14 protein-coding genes and 1 pseudogene are annotated in these 22,867 nt (G+C 73.7%); 6 read left to right on the forward strand and 9 right to left on the reverse strand.

The features are described from left to right. Window positions 1-25: 25 nt before the first annotated feature. Window positions 26-1,291, reverse strand: a complete 1,266-nt coding sequence (urtA, locus tag B0I28_RS20710; RefSeq protein ID WP_106365740.1) for an urea ABC transporter substrate-binding protein — start codon at window positions 1,289-1,291, stop codon at window positions 26-28. A 253-nt stretch (window positions 1,292-1,544) separates the two neighbouring features. Continuing rightward, window positions 1,545-2,990 (reverse strand): serine hydrolase domain-containing protein, encoded by a 1,446-nt coding sequence (locus B0I28_RS20715; protein ID WP_181245881.1) that lies wholly within the window; start codon window positions 2,988-2,990, stop codon window positions 1,545-1,547. Between the two features lie 85 nt (window positions 2,991-3,075). Here B0I28_RS20715 and B0I28_RS20720 point away from each other — a divergent pair, with 85 nt between their 5' ends. From B0I28_RS20720 to B0I28_RS28660, 3 genes are all read left to right on the forward strand, one after another. Then, window positions 3,076-3,696, forward strand: coding sequence for a TetR/AcrR family transcriptional regulator (locus tag B0I28_RS20720; protein ID WP_181245882.1), 621 nt, complete (start codon window positions 3,076-3,078; stop codon window positions 3,694-3,696). A gap of 151 nt (window positions 3,697-3,847) precedes the next feature. Then, the gene (locus B0I28_RS20725) at window positions 3,848-4,252 is read left to right on the forward strand and encodes a pyridoxamine 5'-phosphate oxidase family protein (protein ID WP_219926896.1); all 405 of its coding nucleotides are present in this window, start codon (window positions 3,848-3,850) and stop codon (window positions 4,250-4,252) included. Between the two features lie 2,404 nt (window positions 4,253-6,656). Further along, window positions 6,657-7,685, forward strand: coding sequence for a serine hydrolase domain-containing protein (locus B0I28_RS28660; RefSeq protein ID WP_425433451.1), 1,029 nt, complete (start codon window positions 6,657-6,659; stop codon window positions 7,683-7,685). A gap of 33 nt (window positions 7,686-7,718) precedes the next feature. Here the strand turns inward: B0I28_RS28660 and B0I28_RS28665 are convergent. Continuing rightward, window positions 7,719-10,334: pseudogene (locus B0I28_RS28665) on the reverse strand (AAA family ATPase); the annotation flags it as partial. 78 nt (window positions 10,335-10,412) lie between these two features. Between B0I28_RS28665 and B0I28_RS20750 the strand changes: the two are divergent. Genes B0I28_RS20750 through B0I28_RS20760 form a run of 3 tightly spaced genes read left to right on the forward strand, consistent with a single transcriptional unit; the run spans window position 10,413 to window position 12,948 of the window. Next, complete coding sequence (locus B0I28_RS20750; RefSeq protein ID WP_106365790.1) at window positions 10,413-11,384, forward strand: ABC transporter ATP-binding protein; 972 nt, start codon at window positions 10,413-10,415, stop codon at window positions 11,382-11,384. Then, window positions 11,381-12,160: an ABC transporter permease gene (locus B0I28_RS20755; RefSeq protein WP_106365746.1), complete on the forward strand. Its 780-nt coding sequence runs from the start codon at window positions 11,381-11,383 to the stop codon at window positions 12,158-12,160. Before B0I28_RS20750 ends, B0I28_RS20755 begins: the two co-directional genes overlap by 4 nt. Next, window positions 12,157-12,948 (forward strand): ABC transporter permease, encoded by a 792-nt coding sequence (locus B0I28_RS20760; RefSeq protein ID WP_106365747.1) that lies wholly within the window; start codon window positions 12,157-12,159, stop codon window positions 12,946-12,948. Before B0I28_RS20755 ends, B0I28_RS20760 begins: the two co-directional genes overlap by 4 nt. On the opposite strand, the gene B0I28_RS20765 is transcribed toward B0I28_RS20760, so the two are convergent. The 6 genes from B0I28_RS20765 to B0I28_RS20790 are packed head-to-tail and all read right to left on the reverse strand — an operon-like array spanning window position 12,945 to window position 22,781. Continuing rightward, window positions 12,945-14,216, reverse strand: a complete 1,272-nt coding sequence (locus B0I28_RS20765) for an MFS transporter (RefSeq protein WP_106365748.1) — start codon at window positions 14,214-14,216, stop codon at window positions 12,945-12,947. The genes B0I28_RS20760 and B0I28_RS20765 overlap by 4 nt on opposite strands. Next, window positions 14,213-15,025, reverse strand: a complete 813-nt coding sequence (locus tag B0I28_RS20770; protein WP_106365749.1) for a transporter substrate-binding domain-containing protein — start codon at window positions 15,023-15,025, stop codon at window positions 14,213-14,215. The genes B0I28_RS20765 and B0I28_RS20770 overlap by 4 nt, the downstream gene beginning before the upstream one ends. Beyond that, window positions 15,022-16,377 (reverse strand): hypothetical protein, encoded by a 1,356-nt coding sequence (locus tag B0I28_RS20775; protein ID WP_106365750.1) that lies wholly within the window; start codon window positions 16,375-16,377, stop codon window positions 15,022-15,024. The genes B0I28_RS20770 and B0I28_RS20775 overlap by 4 nt, the downstream gene beginning before the upstream one ends. Continuing rightward, window positions 16,374-18,290, reverse strand: coding sequence for an FHA domain-containing protein (locus B0I28_RS20780; RefSeq protein WP_106365751.1), 1,917 nt, complete (start codon window positions 18,288-18,290; stop codon window positions 16,374-16,376). Before B0I28_RS20780 ends, B0I28_RS20775 begins: the two co-directional genes overlap by 4 nt. A gap of 19 nt (window positions 18,291-18,309) precedes the next feature. Then, window positions 18,310-20,424, reverse strand: coding sequence for a serine/threonine protein kinase (locus B0I28_RS20785; RefSeq protein WP_106365752.1), 2,115 nt, complete (start codon window positions 20,422-20,424; stop codon window positions 18,310-18,312). Further along, window positions 20,421-22,781, reverse strand: a complete 2,361-nt coding sequence (locus tag B0I28_RS20790; protein ID WP_106365753.1) for an AfsR/SARP family transcriptional regulator — start codon at window positions 22,779-22,781, stop codon at window positions 20,421-20,423. The genes B0I28_RS20785 and B0I28_RS20790 overlap by 4 nt, the downstream gene beginning before the upstream one ends. Window positions 22,782-22,867 lie beyond the last annotated feature (86 nt).

Below are 22,867 nucleotides of genomic sequence, written 5' to 3' on the forward strand. Positions count from 1 at the left end.
GTCTCCTTCCTGATCGCCGGGGGTGCTACTCGGTCACCGCGAGGTCGGCGGCCCAGTCGTAGCCGTCGAGGAACGGGTCGGGGTCGATGGGGCCGTCGGACTCCCAGACGGTGTAGAGGAGGCCGTCGGCGTCGATGCGGCCGATGCGGGCGGTCTTGGTGACGTGGTGGTTCTCGCCGTCGATGACGACGGTCCCTTCAGGGGAGTCGAAGGAGACGCCGTCGGCGGCGGCCTGGACGTCGGCGACCGCGAAGGACCCGGCCTTCTCGACCGTCGCGGCCCACAGGTAGACGGAGTTGTAGGCGGCCTCCATGGGGTCGGAGGTGACGCGGTCGGCGCCGTAGGCGGCCTTGAACGCCTCGACGAACGCGGTGTTCGCGGGCGAGTCGACGGTCTGGTAGTAGTTCCAGGCGGCGAGCTGGCCTTCGATGTTCTCGACGCCGATGCCGCCGACCTCCTCTTCGGCGATGGAGACGCTCATGACGGGCATCTCCTCGGCGGTCAGGCCGACGTTGGCGTACTCGCGGAAGAACGCGACGTTCGAGTCGCCGTTGAGGGTGTTGAACACGGCGTCGGCGTCGGCGGCCTTGACCTGGTTGACGATGGTGGAGAACTCGGTGGAGCCGAGGGTCACGTAGTCCTCGCCGAGGACCTCGATGCCGTGGGCTTCGGCGTAGGCGTTGATGATCGCGTTGGCGGTGCGGGGGAAGACGTAGTCGGAGCCGACGAGGTAGATCGACTTGACGCCGGTCTCGGCGAGGTAGTCGAGCGCGGGGATGATCTGCTGGTTCGTGGTGGCGCCGGTGTAGAAGATGTTCTCGGAGGCTTCGAGGCCCTCGTACTGGACGGGGTAGTACAGGAGCGAGTCGTTGTCCTCGAAGACCGGGAGCATGGCCTTGCGGGAGGCGGAGGTCCAGCCGCCGAAGACCGCGGCGACGCAGTCCTCGCGGATGAGCTTCTCGGCCTTCTCGGCGAACACGGTCGGCTCTGAGGCGCCGTCTTCGGCGACGATCTCGATCTCCTTGCCCTGCACGCCTCCTGCGGCGTTGATCTCGTCGACGGCGAGGGTGATCGCGTCGCGGACGGTGGTCTCGGAGATGGCCATGGTGCCGGAGAGGGAGTTGAGGGCGCCGACCTTGACGGTGTCGCCCGAGGTGTCGACGCAGGATTCGGCGGCGGCGGTCTCCTCCCCCGCGCGGGAGCCGCACGCGGCGGTGGCGACGAGGCCGGTGATGGCGGCGGTGGCGGCGAGGGTTCGGGCGAGGTGCCTGGCGTTGAGGCGGAGTGGCATGTGCAGTTGACCTTTCGCAGAGGAGCGTCCCGGGACTGAGGGGTGCCGGGTCTGCAAGGGGGCGTCGCCGCAGGCTGCGGCGGTGTACGAGTGCGTATACAGCGTCGTATCCGCTCTGGGTACAAGCTATGGGCGCGATGTTTCACGGCCGTTCACGTCGAGCACGGCCGTATGAACTCTCGTTGCCCGCATGTAAAGAAGCGCGCACAACGAAGGGCGCCGCTCCGGGAGGCGGCGCCCTTGCTCTGGTTCGCTAGTGCGGAGTGCGGCGCAGTCGGACGGTCCCGGCCCAGACGCGCACGGCGGCGGTGACCAGGGCGGCGACGCCGAGTGCGGTGAAGAGCCAGGCGATGTCGGGCATCATGCCGAAGAACGCGGCCCGGCTCGGGGCGAGCCCGGGGACGAGCGCGAACGAGACGTACGCGGTGGCGAGCGCGGCGAGGACCCAGCAGGCCATGCCGGTGATGGTGAGCGGGCGGTTCGCCTTGCGGGCCTTGCCGAGGCGCAGGAACGTCAGGTACACGGCGGCGAGGGCCGCGAGCAGGAGGACGCAGAGCCCGGCGAGCAGCGACGGGTACAGCGGGTCGGACTCGGGCTCGACCGGGTCGCCCCCGGCGAGCATGCGGGCGGCGCCGAGCATGGTGCCGATGAGCGCGGCGTCCTCGAAGTAGCCGTAGCGGTTCTGGGCGACGACGACGGCGCGGCCGAGTTCGGGCAGGAGGATCACGCCCGCGGAGAAGCCGGGGGCGCCGCCGGTGTGCCACACGGTGGCCGTGCCGAGGTCGGCGTTGCGCGAGTCGACGCGCCAGCCCAGGCCGTAGTCGACGGTGTCGTTGACTTCGATTGCGCCCGTGTGGGTCTCGGCGGCCGACTCGGGGGTGAGGATCGCGGACCCGCCGAGCTGGTCGACGGCGAACGCGGTGAGGTCCTGGATGTTCCCGCCGAGGTAGCCGTACGAGGGGCCGGTCTGGTCGAAGCGGGTCTTCACGGGGAAGGGCTGCCCGAAGGCGACGGCGTGGCCGCGGGGGACGTCGGCGGCGTCCTCGGCCGTGGTGACCGCGCCGATCATGCCGAGCGGGTCGAGGACCGCTTCGTGCAGGTACTGCTCGTAGGGCATCCCGGCGGCGGCTTCGACGACGGCGCCCGCGACGACGTAGTTGGCGCTGGCGTACTCGAAGGACTCGCCCGGTTCACTGATCGGCTCGACGTCGGCGAGGTCGGCGACGGCGTCGCCGTAGGGGTCGTCATGGTGGTCGAAGCGGTCGGTGAGGCCGGTGCCCTCGGGGATGCCGGTGGTCTGCCGGAGGAGGTCGCGCACGGTGATGCGGTCGGAGCGGTCCTGGTCGGCGAGCGTGAAGTCCGGGAGGTAGTCGGTGACGGGCGCGTCGAGGTCGAGGCGTCCGTCTTCGACGAGGGTCATGACGGCGGCCGCGGTGACGGGCTTGGCGACCGACCCCCACAGGAACGGGGTCCCGAGGTCGACGGGGTCGCCGGAGCCGTCGGCGCCCCAGCCGACCGAATAGGAGTTCCCGTCGAGGTCGACGATGGAGTAGGCGGCGCCGGGGACGCCGGTCTCCTCGAAGCGCCGTTCCAAGTACTCGGCGACGTCGTAGTAGGGCTGCTCCTCGGCCGGCACTTGCGGCAGCGGCATGATCGGGGCGAAGGCCGCGAGCGTGGCGGCGAGGACGGGGATCTGCATGGGTGTTCCCTGGGTGTCGGGGGTCCTGGCGATAACCATACGGCGGTACGGCAACCCGATAACCATACATCGGTATGATTATCGGGTGCCGAGGACCGCAGACCACGATCTCCGCCGCGCCCAGATGGCCGCGGCGGTCCACCGACTCATCGCCCACGACGGCCTCGACGCGGCCACGATGTCGGCCGTCGCCCGCGAAGCCGGGTTCTCGGTCGGCCTGGTGCAGCACTACTTCGCCTCCAAGGACGAGCTGCTCCTGTTCGCCTACGAGCGCCTCACCGCCGACCTCCTCGCCCGCGTCGCCGCCCGCACCGCCGACGGCGAGGCCGCGGGCCGCTCCATCCGCGCGATCATGCTCGACTGCCTGTGCGAGCTCCTCCCCCTCGACCCCGCCCGCCGCGGCGAGCACCGCGTCTCCCGCGCCTTCCAGGCCCGCGCCATGGACGTCCCGACCGCCGCAGAGGTCGCCGTCGCCACCGCCGGAGTCCTCAGAGGCCGTGTCGCCCAAGGCATCGAGAACGGCAAGGAGTGCGGCGAGACGGAGGCGGCCACCGACGCCGAGCTGGCCGCGGTCGAACTGACGGCCCTCGTGGACGGCCTCGCCGACCTCGTCTACCGCGAACCCGCCCGCGCCGCCGCGGCAGGAGCGGTCCTCGCCGACCGCCTCGCCGCGGTCCTCCCGGGCCGCTGCCGCCACTACGACTAGAAGCGCGGGCCGCCCGCCACGCCTACTGCGAGGTCCCTTGGTCACGGGGCGTCGGGACCTTCGACTCTGCCGTGCCGCGACCGGGGCCGCGAAGGATTGCAGGACAGGCGGGAGAGACGGAGCGTGTCCGCGAATGAGGGAGCGACGAGTGATGGCCGAAGTGACGGCGGCGGAGGCGATGGCGCTGCTGGCCGGGGTACCGGTCGGGAGGCTGGGCTTCCACCACCGGGGACTCCCGGCGATCCGGCCGGTGAACCACCTGGTGGAGGACGGGCAGATCCTCATCCGCACGCATTTCGACTCGCGCCTGTCCGCCGCGGTCGCCGAACTGCTGCCGCAAGGCGTCGTGGTCGCCTATGAGGCCGACGACCTCGACTTCGAGGCCAGGGCCGGATGGAGCGTCGTCGCGGTCGGGACCGCGCAGCCGGTCACCGCCCCGGACCGCCTCGCGCACTTCGAGGGGCGGCCGGACACCTGGGTCGACCAGCCTATGAACAAGCTCATCGCCATCCAGCCCGAGATCGTCACCGGCTTCCGCATCGAACCCGCCCGGTAGCGCCGCCCGTTCCGCCGCGTCACTGGTACTCGGCCTCGACTTCGTTCCTGCCGTTCCCGAGTTTGGGGTGGGGTGGGGGTTGGGGTTCGTGCGGGCGGCGACGAGAGGGTGGACGGTGGGGCGGGGTGCGCGGGTTGCCTTGGGGCCGTGGGGGTCCGGGGAGGAACGTGAGGATGTTCCCCACCTGTGGGTGATGACAGTGGCACCTGGTGCGAGGGATGATTGGGGTACGCACAGGGACAGGGAAATCGTACAGGTGTCGGGCGGTGCAAGCAGACTAAGCCAAGCCTCTGGCCGACCGGCAAACCAGATGATCTCCGAGGCAGCGCCCCCGCCGCGAGACGACGGGACCAGGCCGATCTCATCCCCGCAGTGCTATCGGGACCCGCAGCAGTCAACCACCCCCCTTGGCGGGGGCATGGTGATCGGGCGGGGGACCCGGGGAAGGGATCACCTCGACCCCGGGCGGTGTCCGCTACGAGGCACACGACCGGAACACCAAGCGACCGACGAGGCCGAACACACGCCGCACGCAGCGACCGCGCACACGGCAGGCGGTGCCGCACCCGGCCGGGCATTCGAGGACCCGGCACCGCGACACCACCCCCACACGCGCAGACCCGCACCCCTGCGGCCACGGCCCACCACCGCACCACCCCGACACGGGCGCAAGCCTGCCCACAGGGACGCATCTCCCGACCTGGGGCACACACCTGCCCCGACGGGCGCACTTTCCCGACGGGCAGCCAACACGCCCACCGGGAGCACCAACCCCGCCAGGCATCGCGCATGCCCACGGGAGCGAACACCCACCGGGCACCCGCACGGCGGGACCGGGAACCGGGGGACGAGGCCCCGGACCCCAGAACTGATCCGATCCCGAAACAGGGACCGAGACCGGAGCCGGGGGGAAGGGCAGGAGGACAGGAGGACAGGAGGGACAAGGGAGACCGCGGAAGCCGCATCGCCGAGGACCGGCACGGCACCGGCGCTGGCACTGAGGCCTGGCGCCCGCAGGCCGGCCGCAGACCAGGGACCGGATGCCAGGAAACCGACAAGGCCGCACCTGCGAAGGAGGTGACACACCATGCACACCACGACCACGCCACACCCGCTGCCACTGCCGCACCCGCGCCCGCTATCGGCGCCGCGCCCCCGCGAGCAGGCCGGCACCACCGGGAGCCGACCCCGCCCCGCCCCGGCAACGCACGCCGAACCAATCCCACGCCTCTCCGTCGCCGCCCGCACTAGCCTCGATCCGAACGCCGCCCCAGCCCGGCGACGCACATCGAACCGCCTCCGCGCTCCGCCGTCGCCGCCCGCATGAACCCCAACCAGACATCGCCCCGCCACGGCCGCGCACACCAGGCCGGCTGCCACCACTCCGTCGTTGATCACCGAACTCCAACCCCATCGTCGCCCCAGCCCGGCGACACACGCCCGACCGAATCCCCCGCTTCTCCGTCGCCGACTGGTTGAACCCCGACCTGATCCCGGCCACACGTCGGCAGTGGCCCGGGCCGCCACTCGCTGCTCCGCCGCTGAGTGACTGCATCCCCGAGCCGCCTCGCCCTGCCCTTCCCCGTCACCTCAACGTAAAGGGGCTGCTCTGCTCGAACATCGTGGTCAGGCAATCCAGACAGCGATGTCCGGGGCCAGCACTCCATCCGTCAAGGATTCGCTCGCCAACAGCGGCGCCCCGTCGAACCCGAGGAGCCCCAACGGAATCGGCGCGTCACTGAAGTTGACCGCGCAGGCGAAGGCGCCCCCACGCCGGAACGCGAGCACACCGTCGGGTCCATCACGCAGGTCGAGGTCGGCCCCTTGAAGGTCCGGGCGGGTACGGCGGAGGGCGATGGCCCGCCGGTAGAGGTCGAGGGTCGAGCCGGGCCGCTCGATCTGGGCATCGACGCTCAGCGCGCCCCACGACGGCGACTGCGGCAGCCATGGGGCGCGGCCGTCCGGGGGCCCGAACCCGAAGTGCGGCCTGGGTCCGCCGCTCGTCGGCCTCCTGCTTGCGGCGCAGCTCGGCGTTGGCCTCGTCCCGGGAGGACTCGATCCGGTACACGCGCATCGCTGCGATGGCGGCGATGGCCGCGAACGCCAAGGCGCCCAGCGACGACAGCGCAGAGCCAATCCGGAATGCTCTTCCAGCCCGCGCTCCCAAGACTACGAACCCGCGTCGCGTTCCGGGGTCCGGCAGTGGAGTGCCGCAGTGGTGCAGGCGGTACCACGAAGGGGCCAGTGCACGGGATCGATCGAAGCCGTTCGGGCCCATAGCGTTGCAGTGATGACGACGATGATCTCCGCCGCGGCCCTGGCGCTCGGCCTCGCTTTCACTCCCGCCGTTCCCGTTCAGCGACAGCTCGACACCGAGGCGCTCGAAGCGGCGCTCGACGAGTTCATGAGCCTGGGCGACCAGTCGGCGGTCGTGGAGGTCCGCGACGGCGACGAGGTGTGGGCCGAAGCGGAGGGGCCGCGAAGTTTCAAGCCGTGGGCCGACGATGTGGAGGCCGGTGACCGCATCCGGATCGGCAGCGTCACGAAGTCGATGACGGCCGCTGTCTTGCTCCAGCTCGACGGGGAGGGCGCGATCGACCTCGACGATCCGCTCGACGCGTACCTGCCCGGCCTGCTCCCCTACGACGACCAGCCCACGGTCCGCGAGCTGATGGGGCACCAGGGCCGTGTCCCGGACTTCCTGCCGCACCTGTACGCGTCGGTGTTCGAGAACGGCGACATGACCGACTTCTACGCGAACTACCGCACCTACTACAGCCCCGAGGAACTCGTGGCGATCGGCGTCCAGGACCCGCGGCCGACCGGCTTCTCCTACTCCAACACCGGGTACACGGCCCTCGGGATGCTCGTCGAGGAGGTCACCGGCAACCCGCTCGGCGAGGAGCTGGCCGCGCGCGTCTTCGCGCCCGCCGGGCTGGCCGACACGTATTTCGCCGACCCGCACGGCTCGGGCATCCGCGGCCCGCACCCGGTCCCCTACCTGAGCACCGGCGACCCCACGCGTCCGTACGTTGACACGTCGAAGCTGTCGAGCAGCCAACTGTGGGCGGGCGGCGGCGTCGTCTCGACCATGGGCGACCTCAACGACTTCTACGACGCGCTGGTCGACGGGACGCTCCTCACCCCGGCGCAGCTCGCCGAGGCCACCGACTTCCAGGAGACGGGCAAGAGCTTCGACTACGGCCTGGGCCTGTTCAGGATCACCCTCGAATGCGACGGCGGCCCTGAAGTGTTCTTCGGCCACGACGGCGACAGCCTCGGCCACGAGACCCAGTCCTTCCACTCCCTCGACGGCGACCGCCAGATCTCCATGGCCTGGAACGCCATCGACCGCCACGGCTACCACGACGGAGACGCCCTCGAAGCCGCCGCGGACGAGCTGATCCGCACCGCCCTCTGCCCCGACGCGTAAGGCGCGCTTGAGATGCCGGGCGACGAGCTCGGTGCGGCTCGCCGTGCCGGTCTTCGCGAGCAGGCGGGACATGTGGACCTCGACGGTGCGCTGGGAGATGCCGAGGGCCGCCGCGATCTGGCGGTTCGAGTCGCCGCGCGCGGCGGCGGCGAGGACCTGGGTCTCGCGCGCCGTCAGCACTGGTTCGTCCTCTAGGGACGACAGGAGGGCTTCGGCGGCGTCGCGCGCGTGGCCGGGCCAGCGTTCCAGGAGGGCGACGGCTTTGCGCGCGTGGGCGATCGCGGTGTCGCGGTCGCGGCTGGCCGCGGCGGCGAGGCGATGGGCGATGCTCGCCCACGCGGGCAGGGGGTTCGCGGCCGCGGCGTCGGCGAGCGCGAGGACGCCGTCCCGGTCGCCCGAAGCGGCGCGGGCGGTCATCCAGAACAGGGCCGCGTCCGGGTTCGCGGCCGGGCCGGGGACCGCTCCGAGGCAGTCGGTCAGGAACCGCTGCGCCGCTTCGAATCCGATCGCGGGAAGCGCGAGTCGGGCGGCCTCGATGACGCGGGTCTCGCGGCGGCGGTGCAGCTCCGGCGGGACCGCGTCGCGGTAGGCGCGCAAGGCCGCCTCGATCTCGGGGCGGCGGCCGCGGTGCGCGGCTAGAGCCAGCGCCAGCCAGTGCGGGTAGGTGACGACCCAGCCCTGGTCCATGCCCGCGACGAGGTCGAGCCCTTCGCGGCAGAGGCGTTCGGCCGCTTCGAGGTCGCCGCGTTCGACGGCGAGGAGCCCGGCCTTCGCCGCGAGGACGGCGCGCTCGTGCGGGTCGGACTCCTCGCGGGCGCGGGCGCTGAGGAGGTCCCAGGCGCGGCCGAGATCGCCGAAGCCCATCGCCGCGTCGGCGCCGACGCGCGTGATCTTCCCGCCCCAGGAGGCCATGCCGAGGTCCCCGACGGCGGCCACGGCGCGGTCGTACAGCCGCCATGCCTGGGCCTCGGGCAGGTCCGCGAGGTGCACGGCGAGCAGGTTGTTGACGGCGCGGCTGAGCTTGCGCAGGTCTCCCGCGGCCTCGGCCTCGCGCCACACATCGGTGAGGAGGCGGACGGCGGCTTCGGTGTCGCCCAGGTAGTACAGGGCGGTGGCGCGGCTGATGGCGGCCGAGCGGCGCTGCACGTCGAGGCCGTGCTCGGCGAAGAGCGGTTCGGCGGCGTCGCAGAGCGCGGGGATCGGCTCGTACTGCTCGGAGCGGACGTACGCCATGGCGCGGCCGGTGGCGCAGCGGGCCTGCTCGACGCTCCCGGGGGCCGCGAGCGCCTCGGCCGCTTCGAGGCTGCGCCACTGGTCCTGGACGCGTCCTTGGTGCCAGTCCACTTCGGCGAGGTGGAGGTGCGCGATGCAGCGCGCAGCGTCGTCGCCAGCGGCGGCGATCCGGGCGAAGTGGACGCGGGCGCCTTCGTAGTCGCCCGCGAGGAGGGCCGCCCGGGCGGCGGTGGCGCGCAGTCCCTCGTGGTCGGGGGCGAGGGCGAGGGCGTCTTCGGCGGTGCGCTGCGCGGACTCGGTGTGCCAGTCGGCGAGCTGCCTTGCGGCGGTGCGGTCGGCGGCGGCGACGGCGAGGTCCGTGTCGCCGACGGCGTGTGCGTGGACGGCCACCGCGGGATCGTCGCCGCGGGCGAGTGCGGCGTCGAGCGCGGCCTGGTGGACTGCGGCGGTCTCGGCGGGGAGCGCCGTGGCGGCGAAGGCCTCGCGCATGAGGGCGTGGGGGAAGCGCAGTGCGTCGCCGTCGCGCAGGAGGACGCCCGCGGCGGTGAGCCGCGGGAGGGCGCGGTCGAGGAGGTCGGTGCCGAGGACGGCGGCGACGTCGGTGCCGATGCGTTCGCCGAGGAGGGCGAGGCCGCGGGCGAGCCGCCAGGCGTCCTCGTCGGCTCCGGCGAGGCGGGCGCGCACGAGGGAGGCGAGGTGTCCTGGGAGCGGCGCGGCGGGGGCTCCGGCGGCGGCGAGTTCTTTGACCCAGAACGGGTTCCCGCCGGTGCGGCGGTGGACGGCGCGGGCGTGCCGCGCGTTGCGGCCGAGGAGGGCGCCGGTCTCGGCGACCGTGAAGGGCCGCAGCGCGATCGTGTCCGCGGTGCGGGCGGCGTCGAGGCGGGCGAGGGTGCGGGCGGCCGCTGCGGGGTGGCGGGCCTCCTCGGGCGGGCGGGACGCGGCGACGAGGAGGACGGGGAGGTCCCAGGCGGCGGCGAGTTCGGCCCACAGGGCGAGGCTCTCGGGGTCGAGCCAGTGGAGGTCGTCGGCGGCCAGGAGCGCGGGGCCGTCGCCGACGAGGCGGCGGAGGGTGCGCACGGCGCCGCGCAGGAGCGCGCCGTCGGGGAGCGGCGCGGGAGCCTCGGCGGGTTCCTGGCGCAGGGCCCGCCACAGGCGGGGGTCGGTGCCGCCGGGGGGTTCGGTCTCGGCGGTGGCGGCGGCGAACCAGTCGTGGGGTGCGGCGGCGTCGGCGCGGGCGGTGCCGACGAGGAGGAGCGGCGGGGCGAGGGCGGCGGCGGCTTCGCGCAGGAGCCGGGTCTTGCCGATGCCCGCTTCGCCGATGAGGGTGACGGCGGCGGGGCCGTCGCCTGCGGTGACCGAGTCCCAGGCCGCGGCGATGCGCGCGAACTCGGCGTCGCGGGCGATGAGCGGGGACATGGGGCCAAGGCTAGCGGGGCGGGCGCGTACGTGGAAACACGTATTGCACCGGCCCGGTGCGGCGGCGACGCTGTTGCCATGAGCATCACTGGAATCGAGGCCCCGGCGGTCGAGGTGCGGGGCCTGGTCCGCGACTTCGCCGTGAAGGGCGGCCCGCCGCGGCGGGCCCTGGACGACTTCGATCTGGCCGTCGCGCCCGGGGAGGTCCACGGGCTGCTGGGCCCGAACGGGGCGGGCAAGACGACGCTGTGCAAGATCCTCTCCACGGTGCTCCTGCCGACGGCGGGGACGGCGCGGGTGCAGGGCCTCGACGTGGTCGCCGACGCCAAGCGGGTGCGTCCGCTCCTGGGGATCGTGTTCGGCGGCGAGCGGGGCCTGTACGCGCGGATGACGGCGGCGCAGAACCTGCGGTTCTGGGCGGCGCTGTACGGGCACGGCCGCCGCGAGGGGCGGCGACGCGCAGCGGAGCTGCTGGAGCGGGTGGGCCTGGGTCCGCGCGCCGACGAGGCGGTCGAGACGTTCTCGCGGGGCATGAAGCAGCGGCTGCACCTGGCGCGGGGGCTCGTCGGGGACCCGCGGGTGCTGCTGCTGGACGAGCCGACGGTGGGCATGGACCCGGTGTCGGCGCACGAGTTCCGGGACCTGGTGGAGGACCTGCGGGCCGAGGGCCGCGCGGTGCTGTTGACCACGCACGACATGGCCGAGGCCGAGGCGCTGTGCGACCGGGTGTCGTTCATCGACGGCGGGCGGCTGCTGCGGTGCGAGGACCCGCGGGTCCTCGGGGAGCTCCTTTCTCGGCACGAGCGGGTCCGCGCCTCGGGCGTCCCCGAGGCGCTGGCGGCGCGGCTCGCGGCGCTGCCGGGGGTGGAGCGGGTGCGGGCGACCGGGCCGGGCGCGGTCCTGGTCGAAACCGACCGCGGCGGGGCGGCGCTGCCGGTGCTGCGCACGCTCGTGGAGGCGGGCGTGACCGACGTGTCGACCGCGCCGCCGAGCCTCGAAGAGGTGTACCTGCACCTCATCGGGGACCGCGGGATGGCGGTGCGGCCGTGAGGGGCTCCTCCCCCGCGTTCTGGGCGGCGGCCCGGTTCCAGCTCGGCGAGTTCCGGCGCGACCCCGGGACGCTCCTGATGCTTGTCACCGCGCCGTTCTTCGCGGTGATCCTGCTGTCGGTCACCGAGCACGGCGGCCGGGCCGACCTCGCGCCGTACGCGATCCTCGCGCCCGCCGTGATGGCCTCGATCGGCATGGCGGTCATGGAGGCGGGCGAGACGATCTTCCGCGACCGCACCGCCGGGGTCCTGGAGGCGGTCCTGACGACCCCCGCGCCGCTGGCGACGGTGCTCCTGGGGCGGATCGCGGCGATCACCGCGGTGAGCCTGGCCGGGATCGCCGAGTGCTGGCTGGTCGGCGCGGTCGGGTTCGGCGTGGTCGTGCACGTGGCCCACCCGCTGGTGTTCGCGCTGACGCTGGCCGCGACGGCGGCGGGGATCGCGGCGACCGGGGTGCTCATGGCCGCGGTGTTCGTCGTCGGGCGGAACGTGCGGAGCTTCCAGAACTCGCTGACGTTCCCGCTGTACCTGCTCGGCGGCGCGATGGTCCCGGTGGCGCTGCTGCCGTCCGGGGTCGAGGCGCTCTCGCGCGTGTTCTTCCTGTCGTGGGCCACGGACCTGCTCCGCGACAGCCTCGCGCCGGAGCCGGTGGCCGCGTTCTGGCCGCGCCTGGCCGCGGTGCTCGGCCTGGCGGCCGCGACGTTCGCCGCCGGGTCCTGGCTCTCGCACCGCCTCGTGCGGCGCGTCCGGCGCAACGGGACGGTGGGGTTCGCGTGAACGCGATCGCGGTACTGCGGCAGACGATGTGGTCCGGGTGGACGGATCTGCGGAGCGTCTACACGCCGACGACGTGGGCGTTCGGGTGGATGGTGCGGGTGCTGTGCCAGGTGGTGTTCTACTCGACGCTCGGCGCGCTCCTGGGCGATGCCGAGCGGGCCCGGTTCCTGCTGGTGGGCGCGGCGGTCTTCATCGCCGTGAACGAGACGATGATGGCGTCGGCGTCGACGACCTGGGAGCGGTTCAGCGGCACGCTGTCGCTCCTGGCGGCGGCCCCGGCGGGCATGGTCGTGGTGCTCGCGGCGCGCAGCTGGTTCTGGGTCGCGTCCGGGACGCTCTCCTCCTCGATCGCGCTCCTCGCGCTGGCCCCCTTCTTCGGTCTGCGCCTGGGCCTCGGCGACTCGCTCGCGGCCGTGGCCCTGATCCTGCTGACGGCCCTGACGAACTACGCGGTCGGCCTGTGCTGCGGGAGCCTGTCGCTGCGGTTCCACCGGCTGCGGAACGTCTTCTCGAACATCGCTCTCCTGACGATGACCGCAGTCTGCGGCGTCATGGTCCCGGCGTCCTTCTGGCCCGCCGGCCTCCAATGGTTCGCCGCGGCCTTCCCCGCCTCCCACGCCCTGGAAGCGGTCCGCCTCGCCATAGCCGACGCCCCCGCCGCTGCGGTCCTGGCAGAAGCAGCCCTCGCCGCCGGAACATCCGCAGTCTGGCTCGCCCTCGCGGCCACCGCCCTCGGGTGGTTCCAGACCGACGCGAGACGGACCGGCTCGATCGACTTCGGCGACTAGCTTTCGGCGGGCGGCGGGGCCGTGGCGAGGCCGTAGAGGGTGACGGCGAGGGCGAGGGTGGCGTAGAGGGAGATCGTCAGGGTGGTGCCGGTGGCGTCGAAGAGGAGGAGCGCGATGATCGGGGCGAGCGCGCCGCCCGCGACGCCCGCGAGCTGGTAGCCGAGGGAGGTGCCGGAGTAGCGGACTCGCGTGGGGAACAGCTCGGCGATGAACGCCGCCTGCGGGCCGTACATCGCGGCGTGGGCGGCGAGCGCCACGGCGACGGCGGTCATGACGAGCCAGGTCGAGCCGGTGTCGAGCAGCGGGAAGAACGCCCAGGCCCACGCCATGGAGGCGACGGCGCCCGCGGTGGCGATTCCTCTGCGGCCCAAGCGGTCCGAGAGGCGGCCGAACCAAGGCACGAGCGCGAGCTGCACGGTCGAGCCGGCGACGACCGCGGTCAAGCCGACCCAGGAGGGCAGGCCGACCCGGTCGTCGAGATGCGTCAGCAGGTAGAGCGTGAAGATGTAGAACGCGACGTCGACGCCGACGCGGGCGCAGAACGACGCGGCCAGCGCGCGCCGGTGTCCGGCCCAGACCTCCCGGAGCGGGTTGCCGCCTGTGGCCGGGAGTCCGGCGAACATGGGCGACTCGGCGACGTTGCCGCGGATCCACAGGCCCACCAGGGCGAGCGCCGCGGAGATGAGGAACGGGAGCCGCCAGCCCCAGGTCGCGAACGCGGCCTCGTCGAGGACGGCGTTGCACAGGGCGAGGACGCCGACGGCGGCGATGTTCCCCGCGGGGACGCCGAACTGGACCCACGCGGCGGCCAGGCCCCACCGGGAGCGGCCGGAGTGCTCGATGGACAGCAGGACCGCGCCGCCCCATTCGCCGCCGAGCGCCAGGCCCTGCGCGAAGCGGAGCAGGACGAGGATGACCGCGGCGGTGGTGCCGATGGAGGCGTGGGTGGGGAGGATGCCGATGAGGAAGGTGGACATGCCCATGAGCAGCAGGGTCACCGAGAGGACCTGGCGGCGGCCGTACCTGTCGCCGAGGTAGCCGAAGGCGATGGAGCCGACGGGGCGGGCGAGGAAGCCGACGCCGTAGGTGGCGAACGCGAGGAGCGTGCCGGTGGCGGGGTCGCTCCCGGGGAAGAACAGCGGTTTGAAGACGAGGACCGCGGCGGTGCCGTAGAGGAAGAAGTCGTACCAGGCGAGGGAGGTGCCGACGGCGCAGGCGGCGATGACCTGCCGCGGGGTGCGGGTGCGCGGGGCGGTGGCGGTGCTCATTCGCATCCTTCGAACTGCGGGATGGGCGGGTCGGCGACGTCGAGGCCTTCGGAGGCGAACCACTCCTGGAGGGTGCGGGCCATAGTGCCGTCGGTGTACATCTCGGTGATGGCGCGGTTGAGGGCCTCGCATCCGGCGGTGTCGCCGGAGCGCAGGCCGATGCCGATGCGCTCGTTGGAGAAGCGGATGTCGAGGATCTTCAGTCGGAGGTCGGAGCGGCTGAACTTGAGTCCGGCGAGGACGAACTCGTCGGTGGCGATGGCGTCGATGCCGCCTTCGGCGAGGACGTCGAGGCAGTCGGCGAAGGAGCGCACTTCATAGGTGTCCACCTGGACGCCGTGCTCGCCTTCGATGCGCAGGACGACGTTGGAGTACCTGGAGTCGCAGACGGTCTTGCCTTCCAGGTCCCCGAGGGTCGCGATCGAGTCGTCGTCCTCGCGGACCATGACGTTGAAGGACTCCAGGACGTAGGGCCCGGCGAAGTCGATCTCCTGCTTGCGGTCGGCGGTGATCGAGTAGGCGGCGACCACCATGTCCACCTTGCCGGCTTGGAGGAACGCCTCGCGGTCCTCGTTGGCGACGGGGACCCACATGGGTTCGGCGCCGAGTTCCGCGGCGAGGTGCTCGGCGACGTCGATCTCGAAGCCGACGAGGTCGCCGTTCTCGTCGGGGGCGCCGAGGAGCGGGTAGTCGTCGGGGACGCCGATCCGGAGGACCTCCTTGTCGACGATGGACTCCGGGTCGTCGGCGGCGCAGGCGCCGGTCGCGAGGAGGGCGGCGGCGCACAGTGCGGCGGCGGTGCGTCTCATCGGAACTCCCTGAGTCGGGGGGCGAGGCCGCTGAAGGTGAGGACTATCAGCGAGACCATGGCGGCGGGCAGGAGGAACGCGAAGTCGGCGATGGCGTCCTCGCCGTCGCCGATCGCGTCGTCGAAGGTGTCGAGGCGCGCCTCGACGAGGGCCGCGAGGTCGCCTTCGTACTCGGCGAGCGCGTCCGTGACGGCGCGGAGCCGCTCGGCGGGGGTCGCGGCGGCGTCGGCGCGCATGGCGGCGTCGGCGTCGATGAGGGAGGCGTAGGACGCGAGGGCGGCGTCGCCCGCGGCCCCGCGGTCGAGCCCTGCGGCGATGAGGCCCTGGTCGGCGCCGCCGCCGAGGCCGGTCCGGTAATCGGCGAGGTTCCCGGCCCCGTCGATGTAGAGCAGCTGCTGGGCCTTGTCGAGGAAGGTCTGCTCGTAGACGTCGACGCGGGCGGGGTCGAGGAGGTATCGGACCTGGTCGGCGTGGAGGCTGGTCGAGATCGCTTCGGCGCGTTTGAGGGACATGGTCGTGTCGAAGCCGTCCGTCTTCGCCTCGTCGAGGGCGTCGCGTTCGGCGCCGAGGACGACGAGCCCGGTGAACAGGTAGAGGGCGGCGACGGCGGTGGTGACCAGGAGGGAGGGGTTGAGGAGGCGGCGGAACGCGCGGGCGAGGTGGAGTTGCAGCCACGCGAGGGCCGCGAGCGCGGCGGCCCCGGTCGCGGCGACGGCGGCGAGCCCGAAGCCGATCGCGGACTGCGCGCCGTCGTGGGACTCGCGGACGATGGTGCCGTTCTCCAGAGTGAGGTTGTAGGCCTGCGGGAGGATCCAGCCCTGCATGAGGTCGGCGGCGGCCCGGTAGGCGGCGAGGACGTCCTCGGGGACCTGGCCGGCGGGGTAGTCGGCGAGGTCGGCGAGGAGGAGCGCCTCGGCCGCGAGCTGCTCGTACTGCCCGTAGTAGCCCATGATGGACTCGATGGTGTCGCGCTGGGTCTGCGCGGCCCCGGCGAGGCGGTGGGCTTCGAGGAGGGACTTCGCGATGTCGCCGCGCAGGGCGGCGTATTCGCGGAGGGCGGCCTCGGTCTCGACGGGGGCGTCGGCGCCGAGGAGGAGCACGGTCGCCACTTTGGTGTCGGCGTCGCTGAGCGCGACGTAGAGGTCGACGGTGGCGACGACCTGGCGGCCGGACTCGTGGCCGATGACGTCGAGGGCGCCGCGGGCGGCGGTGACGGCGACCGCGAGGGACGCGAACATGGCGGCGAGGGCGGCGACCGCGACGGCGGCGCGCACCCACAGGGAGCGGGCCCCGGCGGCGCCGCGGGCGAGTCCGAGGCGGCCGAGGGCGGCCTCGTCGGGGGCGGCGTTCACGGGCGGCTTCCTTCGGTGGGCTTGCGGCGCAGCCGGATCGCGGTCCAGAAGCCGAGGTTGACGGTCTCGTCGGGGCCGATGGCGCGCGGCGCGCCGGGTTCGAGGCGGGTCCCGGCGACGTAGGTGCCGTTCTTGGAGTCGAGGTCGGTGACGGTCCAGTCGTCGCCGTCGCGCTGGAGGACCGCGTGGAGGCGGGAGACGCCGAGGTCGGCGGCGGGCCGCTCGGCGAGGTTCACGGGCGGGAGGGGCCGGGGCGGGTTCCGCAGGTCGTGGACGCGGCCGATCTCGGTGGCGGCCCCGTCGAGCCTGACGGTCCGCTCGGGGGCGTAGCCGGGGAACGGGGGCCGCTCGTCGCCGCCGGTGGCCCGGGTCTCGTCGTAGTAGGCGCGGTCGACGGAGACGACGGCTTCGAAGTCGGCGACCGCGACGGACGGGGCGAGCGGTTCGGGCCCGGTGGACTGCCTCGCGCCGCAGTGGGGGCAGTACGCGAAGCCGCCGGGCTGGGCCTTCCCGCAGGCGGGGCAGCGGGCGGGCGGGGCGGCGGCGGGCAGTCGCGGCAGGCCCACCTCGTCCGACATCGGCATGTCGCATTCGCTGCACGCGTCGGGGTCGGTGGAGCGGTGCCCGTTGGGGCAGGCGTACGTCATGCCGCGTCCCCCTTGCGGCCCAGGACGGACGAGCTGCGCTCGGTGTCGAACCGCTGCGACTCGGTGTACAGCTCGTCGGCGCGGCCGAAGCGGCGGAGGGTGACGCTCCTGGTGACCGGGTCGATCTCGGCGATCCGCGCGAGCGTGTCCTTCATGCCCTCGAAGCCGCCCTTGTCGGCCCTGTCGTAGGCGCGCGACCGCGCGCGTGGCGGTCTCCTCGTCGCCTGCGCGCATGGCGGCGAGGATGCGGCCGATCTCCTCGCTCAGTTCGAGCTGCCCGGTGAGGGCCGCGACCTTCGGGTCGATCGCGACGAACAGGGACTGGTTCTCGGTCCAGACCGCGTCGAACTCCGCCTCCGCGGCGGTCTCCCCGCCGACGCGCAGTTCGATCTGGCCGCTGCGCCGCAGGCCGGTGCGGGTCTCGGGGAGCCGCAGGCCCAGGATGTACTCGCGCTCCTCGGCGCCCCACGCGGCGAGCGGGAACGCCCAGCTGCGGTCGGACAGGGCCCGCATGCCCGGCACGAGGTCGACGACGGGCCCCATCTGGTCCATCGAGGCGAGCTGGGTGCCCTTGGGCCCGTAGACGATCAGCTCCACGTCGTCGGTGGCCTTGGACATGGCCCGCGCGGAGATCTCCGCGAAGTACGCGGGCAGCTCGTCGAGGCGCTCGCAGAACTTGAACCGGCCCTGGAAGCGCTCGGCGATGGCGGCGAGCTGCGCCGGGCTCCAGTCGAGGCCGATGCCGACCGAGTCGCACCCGAACTTCCCGCGGCAGTATTCGAGGTCGCGGTGGAAGCTCTCCGGATTCTGGGTGACGAGGCCGTCGGTGAGGAGCAGGACGTGCCCGATCGCGCCGGGCCGGGTGGCGAGGAGGTCGGCGGCGGCGCGCAGCCACACGCCGGTCTCGGTGGAACTGCCCGACCGCATGGTGGCGATGGCCGCGGTCGCGGCGCGTCGCGTGGCGGGGTCGGCGCGGGCGAGCGTCCCGTCGCGCGGGTACTGGGGCACGGCCTCGTACCCGCCCGCGACGACCGCGAACAGCGCGCCGTCGCGGACGACGTCGAGCGCGGCCTTCGCGGCGCGCTTGGCCTCGCGCAGCTTCGCGCCGGTCATCGACCCGGACCGGTCGATGACGATGACCTCGGCGACGTCGCCCGCCGGGCCCGCGCCGGTCCGGCTCGTCACGGTGAGCGCGGCCGTCAGCGCGGTCTTTCCGGGCTCCATCCAGCGGTTGTGGCCGACGCTGAGCGTGAATTCGGGGTCCATCGGTCCTCCTGCGGGGGTGTCACAGCCAGGTGCGGGGGCGGTTGCGGTTGGCCTCGGTCACGAGCGCCCACCGCGTCAGCGGCGAGTCGCAGTTCGCGGCGATCCGCCGCAGCACCGCGTCGTAGGCCGTGGCCATCGCCGCGGCGGTGAGGGGCACACCGTCGATGCGGCGCGACGGGTCCTCCAGGCCGGGGCCGATCACCGCCAGCGCGGCCCGCCACAGTTCGGCGCGGGCGAGGTCGGCCTGGAGGGCGTCGAGTCCTTCGAGGTTGGCGAGGTTCGCGCCCGCGGCCACGATCGTCTCCCAGTCGGGGCCGCGCCGCACCCGCTCGGCGACGAGCGCCTGCTGGGCGGCCCGGTACTGGCTGGAGGCGGCGGGGACGCCTTCGAGCGCGGTGAGGCGCACCGCGGGGTCGGCCGAGCAGCGGGCGACCCCGAACGCGGCGCTCGTGTAGGTCGGGTCGGTGCGGCGCACCTGCTCGTACTGCTTCGCGGCCTGGGCCAGGCCGGCCGGCGCGCCGTCCGCGGCGAGTTCGGTGCACACGGCGAGGGCGAGCATCGGCGCGAGCTCGCCGGGCAGGTGCGCGCGGACCTTCCGGAAGTGCCCGGCGGCGGCCTCGGGGTCGCGGCCGAGGTCGCGGACGCCGCGGTACCAGTCGAGCCGCCAGTCCGCGCCGAACCGGGCGGCGGCCTCCGCGAAGAGCCGGTCGGTCTCGGGCGCGTCGGCCTCGATCGCCATGCGCAGCAGGGCGAGCCGTGACTCGTCGCTTTCGGGGAGGGACTCGGCGAGCTCGATGGCCCGGTCCGGGGGCTGCATCGCGATGGTCGCGAGCGCGGTGTACGCGGGGTCGGCGCGGTCGGCGAGCGGCACCGGCAGGACGGTGCGGGCGGCGGCGCCGCGGGCGGTCTCGAACACGGTGTCGGTGCGGTTCGCGAGCCCGGCCGCGAACGCGCCGCGCTCGACGCCGAACCGGTCGGAGGCGACCGGGGCGGGCCGCTCGCCCGCGTCGGCCAGGAGCTGTCTCAGGACGCCGTGGAGCTGGTCGGCCATCTCGTCGGCGGTGGCGAACCGCGCGTCGCGGTCGTGGTCGCAGGCGCGCTGGAGGAACCGGTAGAGCGACTCGTTGAAGTTCGGCGGGCGCTCGGGCAGCGGGGTCTCCTGGACTTCGTCGCCGACGAGCTGCGCGGCGGGGAATCCGAGCGCGAGCACGGCGAGGGTGCGGCCGACGGTGTACAGGTCCGAGACCGCGTCGGGCAGGTGCTCGCGCTCGATCTCGGGGGCCTGGTAGCCGCGGGAGCCGTAGATCGAGCCGCCCGCGAAGTTGATGCGGCGCATCGCGCCGAGGTCGATGATGGTGAGGCGGTCCCCCGACTGGATGACGTTGCCGGGCTTGAGGTCGCAGTAGACGAGCTGGTAGCCGTGGAGGTACGCGAAGGCGTCGAGGATCTGGAGCGCGAACCCGGCGGCGGTGATCGGGGCGACGGCGTGGCGGCCGAGGCGCGCGGGGTGGGCGCGGTCGCCGAGCGAGCGGCCGCGCACGTAGTCCATGACGAGGTAGTCGTACTCGGCGCCGTCGGGGAAGCGGTGCTTGACGGAGTTGTGGATGTCGACGATGTTGGGGTGCTTGACGGTCACGAGGTAGCGGCGCTCGGCCTCGACGATCGCCTGGGCGGCGGGGTCGGCGGGGTCGAGGAGCCCTTTGAGCACCACGTCGTTGTCGAGGTTGCGGTCGTGGGCGACGTAGATGCCGCCGAAGCCGCCGTGGGCGATGCAGCCCTTGACCTCGTACTGCCCGGCGACGACGTCGCCCGCTTGCAGGTAGTTGGTGAAGTCGAACGGCTCGGCGCACTCCTCGCACAGGCCGACGAGCGGGCCGGACCGGCCGTCGCTGGTGAAGCCGACGCGGTGGTTCTTGCGGCAGCGGCGCTGGCTGTCGGGCGGGACCGGGTCGATGAACACGGTCGCGAATTCATTGGTGTCCTCGTCGTCGAAAGGCGGGAACAGGTCGTCGGCGGGCGGGGGCGGCGCGGCGGGCGCGTCGCGGTGGTGGCCGCACTCGTCGCAGTGGCCGCGTTCGTCGAAGACGCCGGTGCCCTCGCCGGGGCAGTCGTCTCGGAGGCAGTTCTCGGTCATGGGGCCGCTTCCTCGCGCGCTGGGTGGGGGCGCAGGTCGTCGAGGTGGGTGCTGATGAGTGTGGCACGCAGGCCTCGGGACCGGTCCCGGTCGACGGCGCGGGCCGCGAGCAGGACGGCCTCGGCCGCCGCGAAGTCGCCGAGTCCTTTGTGGGCTTCGGCGAGGGAGAGGGACGCGGTGACGACGCCGTCCCAGGCGCCGCCCGCTCGTGCGGCGGCGACGGCCGCTTCGAGGACGGGGAGGGCCTCGCGGTGGCGACCGAGCCGGGCGAGCGCGCCCCCGAGGTTCGCGCGGGCGGTGCCGATCCGGTCGCCGCCGGGGGTGCGCTCCAGGAGCGCGAGGGTGCGGCGGCCGAAGTCGGCGGCAGCGGCGGGGTCGCCTGCGGCGTAGGCCGCGACGACGACGAGGTTGCAGTGGCGGGCGCGCTCGACGGGGCCGAGGTCGGCGGCGGCCGCGGCGGCCCGCTCGCCGAGACGGGCGAGTTCCGTGGGGCGGTGGCCGCGCTGCGCGTAAGCGCACAGGACGCCGGCGAGGCGGGAGGCGTTGGGGTGCTCCCACCAGGCTTCGTATGCGGCGGTGAGGAACTCGTAGTCGGCGGTGGGCGCGTCGCGGCGGTGGTAGTGGGCGATGACCCGGTCGCGGACCAGGTCGCGGTCGGCGGCGGGGAGTTCGCGGGCGGCGAGGCCGGCGGCGTAGTCGGCGACGAGCGCGTGGGCCTCGTACCGGTCGTCGGCGTGCAGGAGCCAGCGGGAGTCGACGAGGTCGGCGAGGAGCCGCTGCGGGTCGTCTCCGGCGCGGCGGGCCAGCGCGAGGGCGAGGTGCGCGGGGACGCCGGGCCCGGGCAGGGGCGCGAGGGTGAGGTAGAGGCGCCGCTGGGGTGCGCCGAGGCGCTGGAAGGACTCGTCGAGGACGGTCTGGAGGCCGGTGCGGCCGGCGGCGCGGTGGCGGCCGGTGGGCGCGGGGTCGCCGAGGAGGTCGGCGGCGATGCTCAAGGCCAGGGGCAGGCCGCCGCAGCGGGCGATGAGGGGCGCGAGCGAGGCGGTGGCGGCCGGGGACGGGGCGGTGCCGATGCGGCGCAGGAGGAGCGCTTCGGCTTCGGCGGTGTCCATGCCGTCGAGTTCGAGTGCGTCGATGTCGCTGCGGGCCTCGACCTGCTCCATGGGGTTGCGGGCGGTGACGATGGTGAAGGCGCCGCCGGTGCCGGGCAGGAGGGGCAGGACCTGGTCGGCGTCGCGGGCGTCGTCGAGGAAGACCAGGAGCCGCCGCCCGGCGGCGTAGGCGCGGAAGTCGGCGGCGGCCTGGGCGGGGTCGTCGGGGATCGCGGCGGCGGGGAAGCCGAGGTCGCGCATGAAGCCGTGGAGGACTGTGAGGGGGTCGGCGGGGCGGGTGGTGCCGCGCAGGTCGGCGAAGAGCTGCCCGTCGGGGAAGTCGGCGTGCCTGCGGTGGGCCCAGGCGAGGCCGAGGGCGGTCTTGCCGATGCCCGCGGGGCCGGAGACGACGACGCCGGAGGCGCGGCGGACGCGGCTGCGGTCGAGGCGCCGGAGGGCGGCGGTGCGGCCGGTGAAGTCGGGGACGGCGGGGTGGAGCTGGTGCGGCCCTGGGGGATGCGGCCCGGGAGCCGGGGGCGGGGGTTCGCCGGAGGCGATGCGGCCCAGGAGGTCGCGGAGTTCGGGCGCGGGCCGCTCTGCGCGGGCGGCGAGGCGGGCTTCGAGCTCCTCGTAGGCCTGCTTGGCGTCGCTGTCGCGTCCGGCGGCGGCGAGCGCGGCCATGAGGCGGCGGACGGCGTCCTGGTCGAGAGGGCGGTCGCGGACCGCTTCGCGGGCCTCGCGGATCAGGGTGTCGTGGCGGCCGAGGCGGAGCATCGCGCCGAAGCGGGCTTCGGCGATCTCGGCCTTGAACTCGAGGAGCCTGGCGGCTTCGGCGTCGATGTAGGGGCCGGTCAGGCCCGAGAGGGGGCGGCCGCGCCAGCGGGCCAGCGCGGCGCCGAGGAGCGCGGCCGCGGGCTCGTCCTCGCCGAACCGCACGTGGACCAGGGCGTCCTGGACGTCGCGGCGGACGGCCCCGATGTCGGTCTCGCCGGGCCGGACCGCGAGCCGGTGGCTGGTGCCGCTGCGGGTGAACGCGGCGGTGCCGTCGCCGGGGAGGGCCCGCCGCAGACCGTCCACAAGCGAGGTGATGCGCTCATCGGCGGCGGGCGTTAAAGTCCCGCCCCACAGCTCCCCCGCGATGACGTCGACCGGGACGGGCCGCTCTTCGGCGAGCAGCAGCATCCCGAGCAGGCGCTCCTGCAATGCGTTGAGCTGCACCGCGCCCGCGGGCGCGCTGATCCGCAGCGGTCCGAGGACGGCGAATCGCATTGACGTGCTCCGGAATCGAATAGGGGTACGCGAATTTCCGTATCCGGCAAGCGTACTAGAGGCCGAAGCTCCGCCGCCGCCCCCGA

Source organism: Glycomyces artemisiae, assembly GCF_003002955.1.
Taxonomy (GTDB): Bacteria; Actinomycetota; Actinomycetes; order Mycobacteriales; family Micromonosporaceae; genus Glycomyces; species Glycomyces artemisiae.

Coding starts and splice junctions, on each gene's coding strand:
- urtA (WP_106365740.1), bottom strand. CDS start 1,291: ATGCCACTCCGCCTCAACGCCAGGCACCTCGCCCGAACCCTCGCCGCC.
- B0I28_RS20715 (WP_181245881.1), bottom strand. CDS start 2,990: ATGCAGATCCCCGTCCTCGCCGCCACGCTCGCGGCCTTCGCCCCGATC.
- B0I28_RS20725 (WP_219926896.1), top strand. CDS start 3,848: ATGGCCGAAGTGACGGCGGCGGAGGCGATGGCGCTGCTGGCCGGGGTA.
- B0I28_RS28660 (WP_425433451.1), top strand. CDS start 6,657: ATGAGCCTGGGCGACCAGTCGGCGGTCGTGGAGGTCCGCGACGGCGAC.
- B0I28_RS20750 (WP_106365790.1), top strand. CDS start 10,413: ATGAGCATCACTGGAATCGAGGCCCCGGCGGTCGAGGTGCGGGGCCTG.
- B0I28_RS20765 (WP_106365748.1), bottom strand. CDS start 14,216: ATGAGCACCGCCACCGCCCCGCGCACCCGCACCCCGCGGCAGGTCATC.
- B0I28_RS20770 (WP_106365749.1), bottom strand. CDS start 15,025: ATGAGACGCACCGCCGCCGCACTGTGCGCCGCCGCCCTCCTCGCGACC.
- B0I28_RS20780 (WP_106365751.1), bottom strand. CDS start 18,290: ATGGACCCCGAATTCACGCTCAGCGTCGGCCACAACCGCTGGATGGAG.
- B0I28_RS20785 (WP_106365752.1), bottom strand. CDS start 20,424: ATGACCGAGAACTGCCTCCGAGACGACTGCCCCGGCGAGGGCACCGGC.
- B0I28_RS20790 (WP_106365753.1), bottom strand. CDS start 22,781: ATGCGATTCGCCGTCCTCGGACCGCTGCGGATCAGCGCGCCCGCGGGC.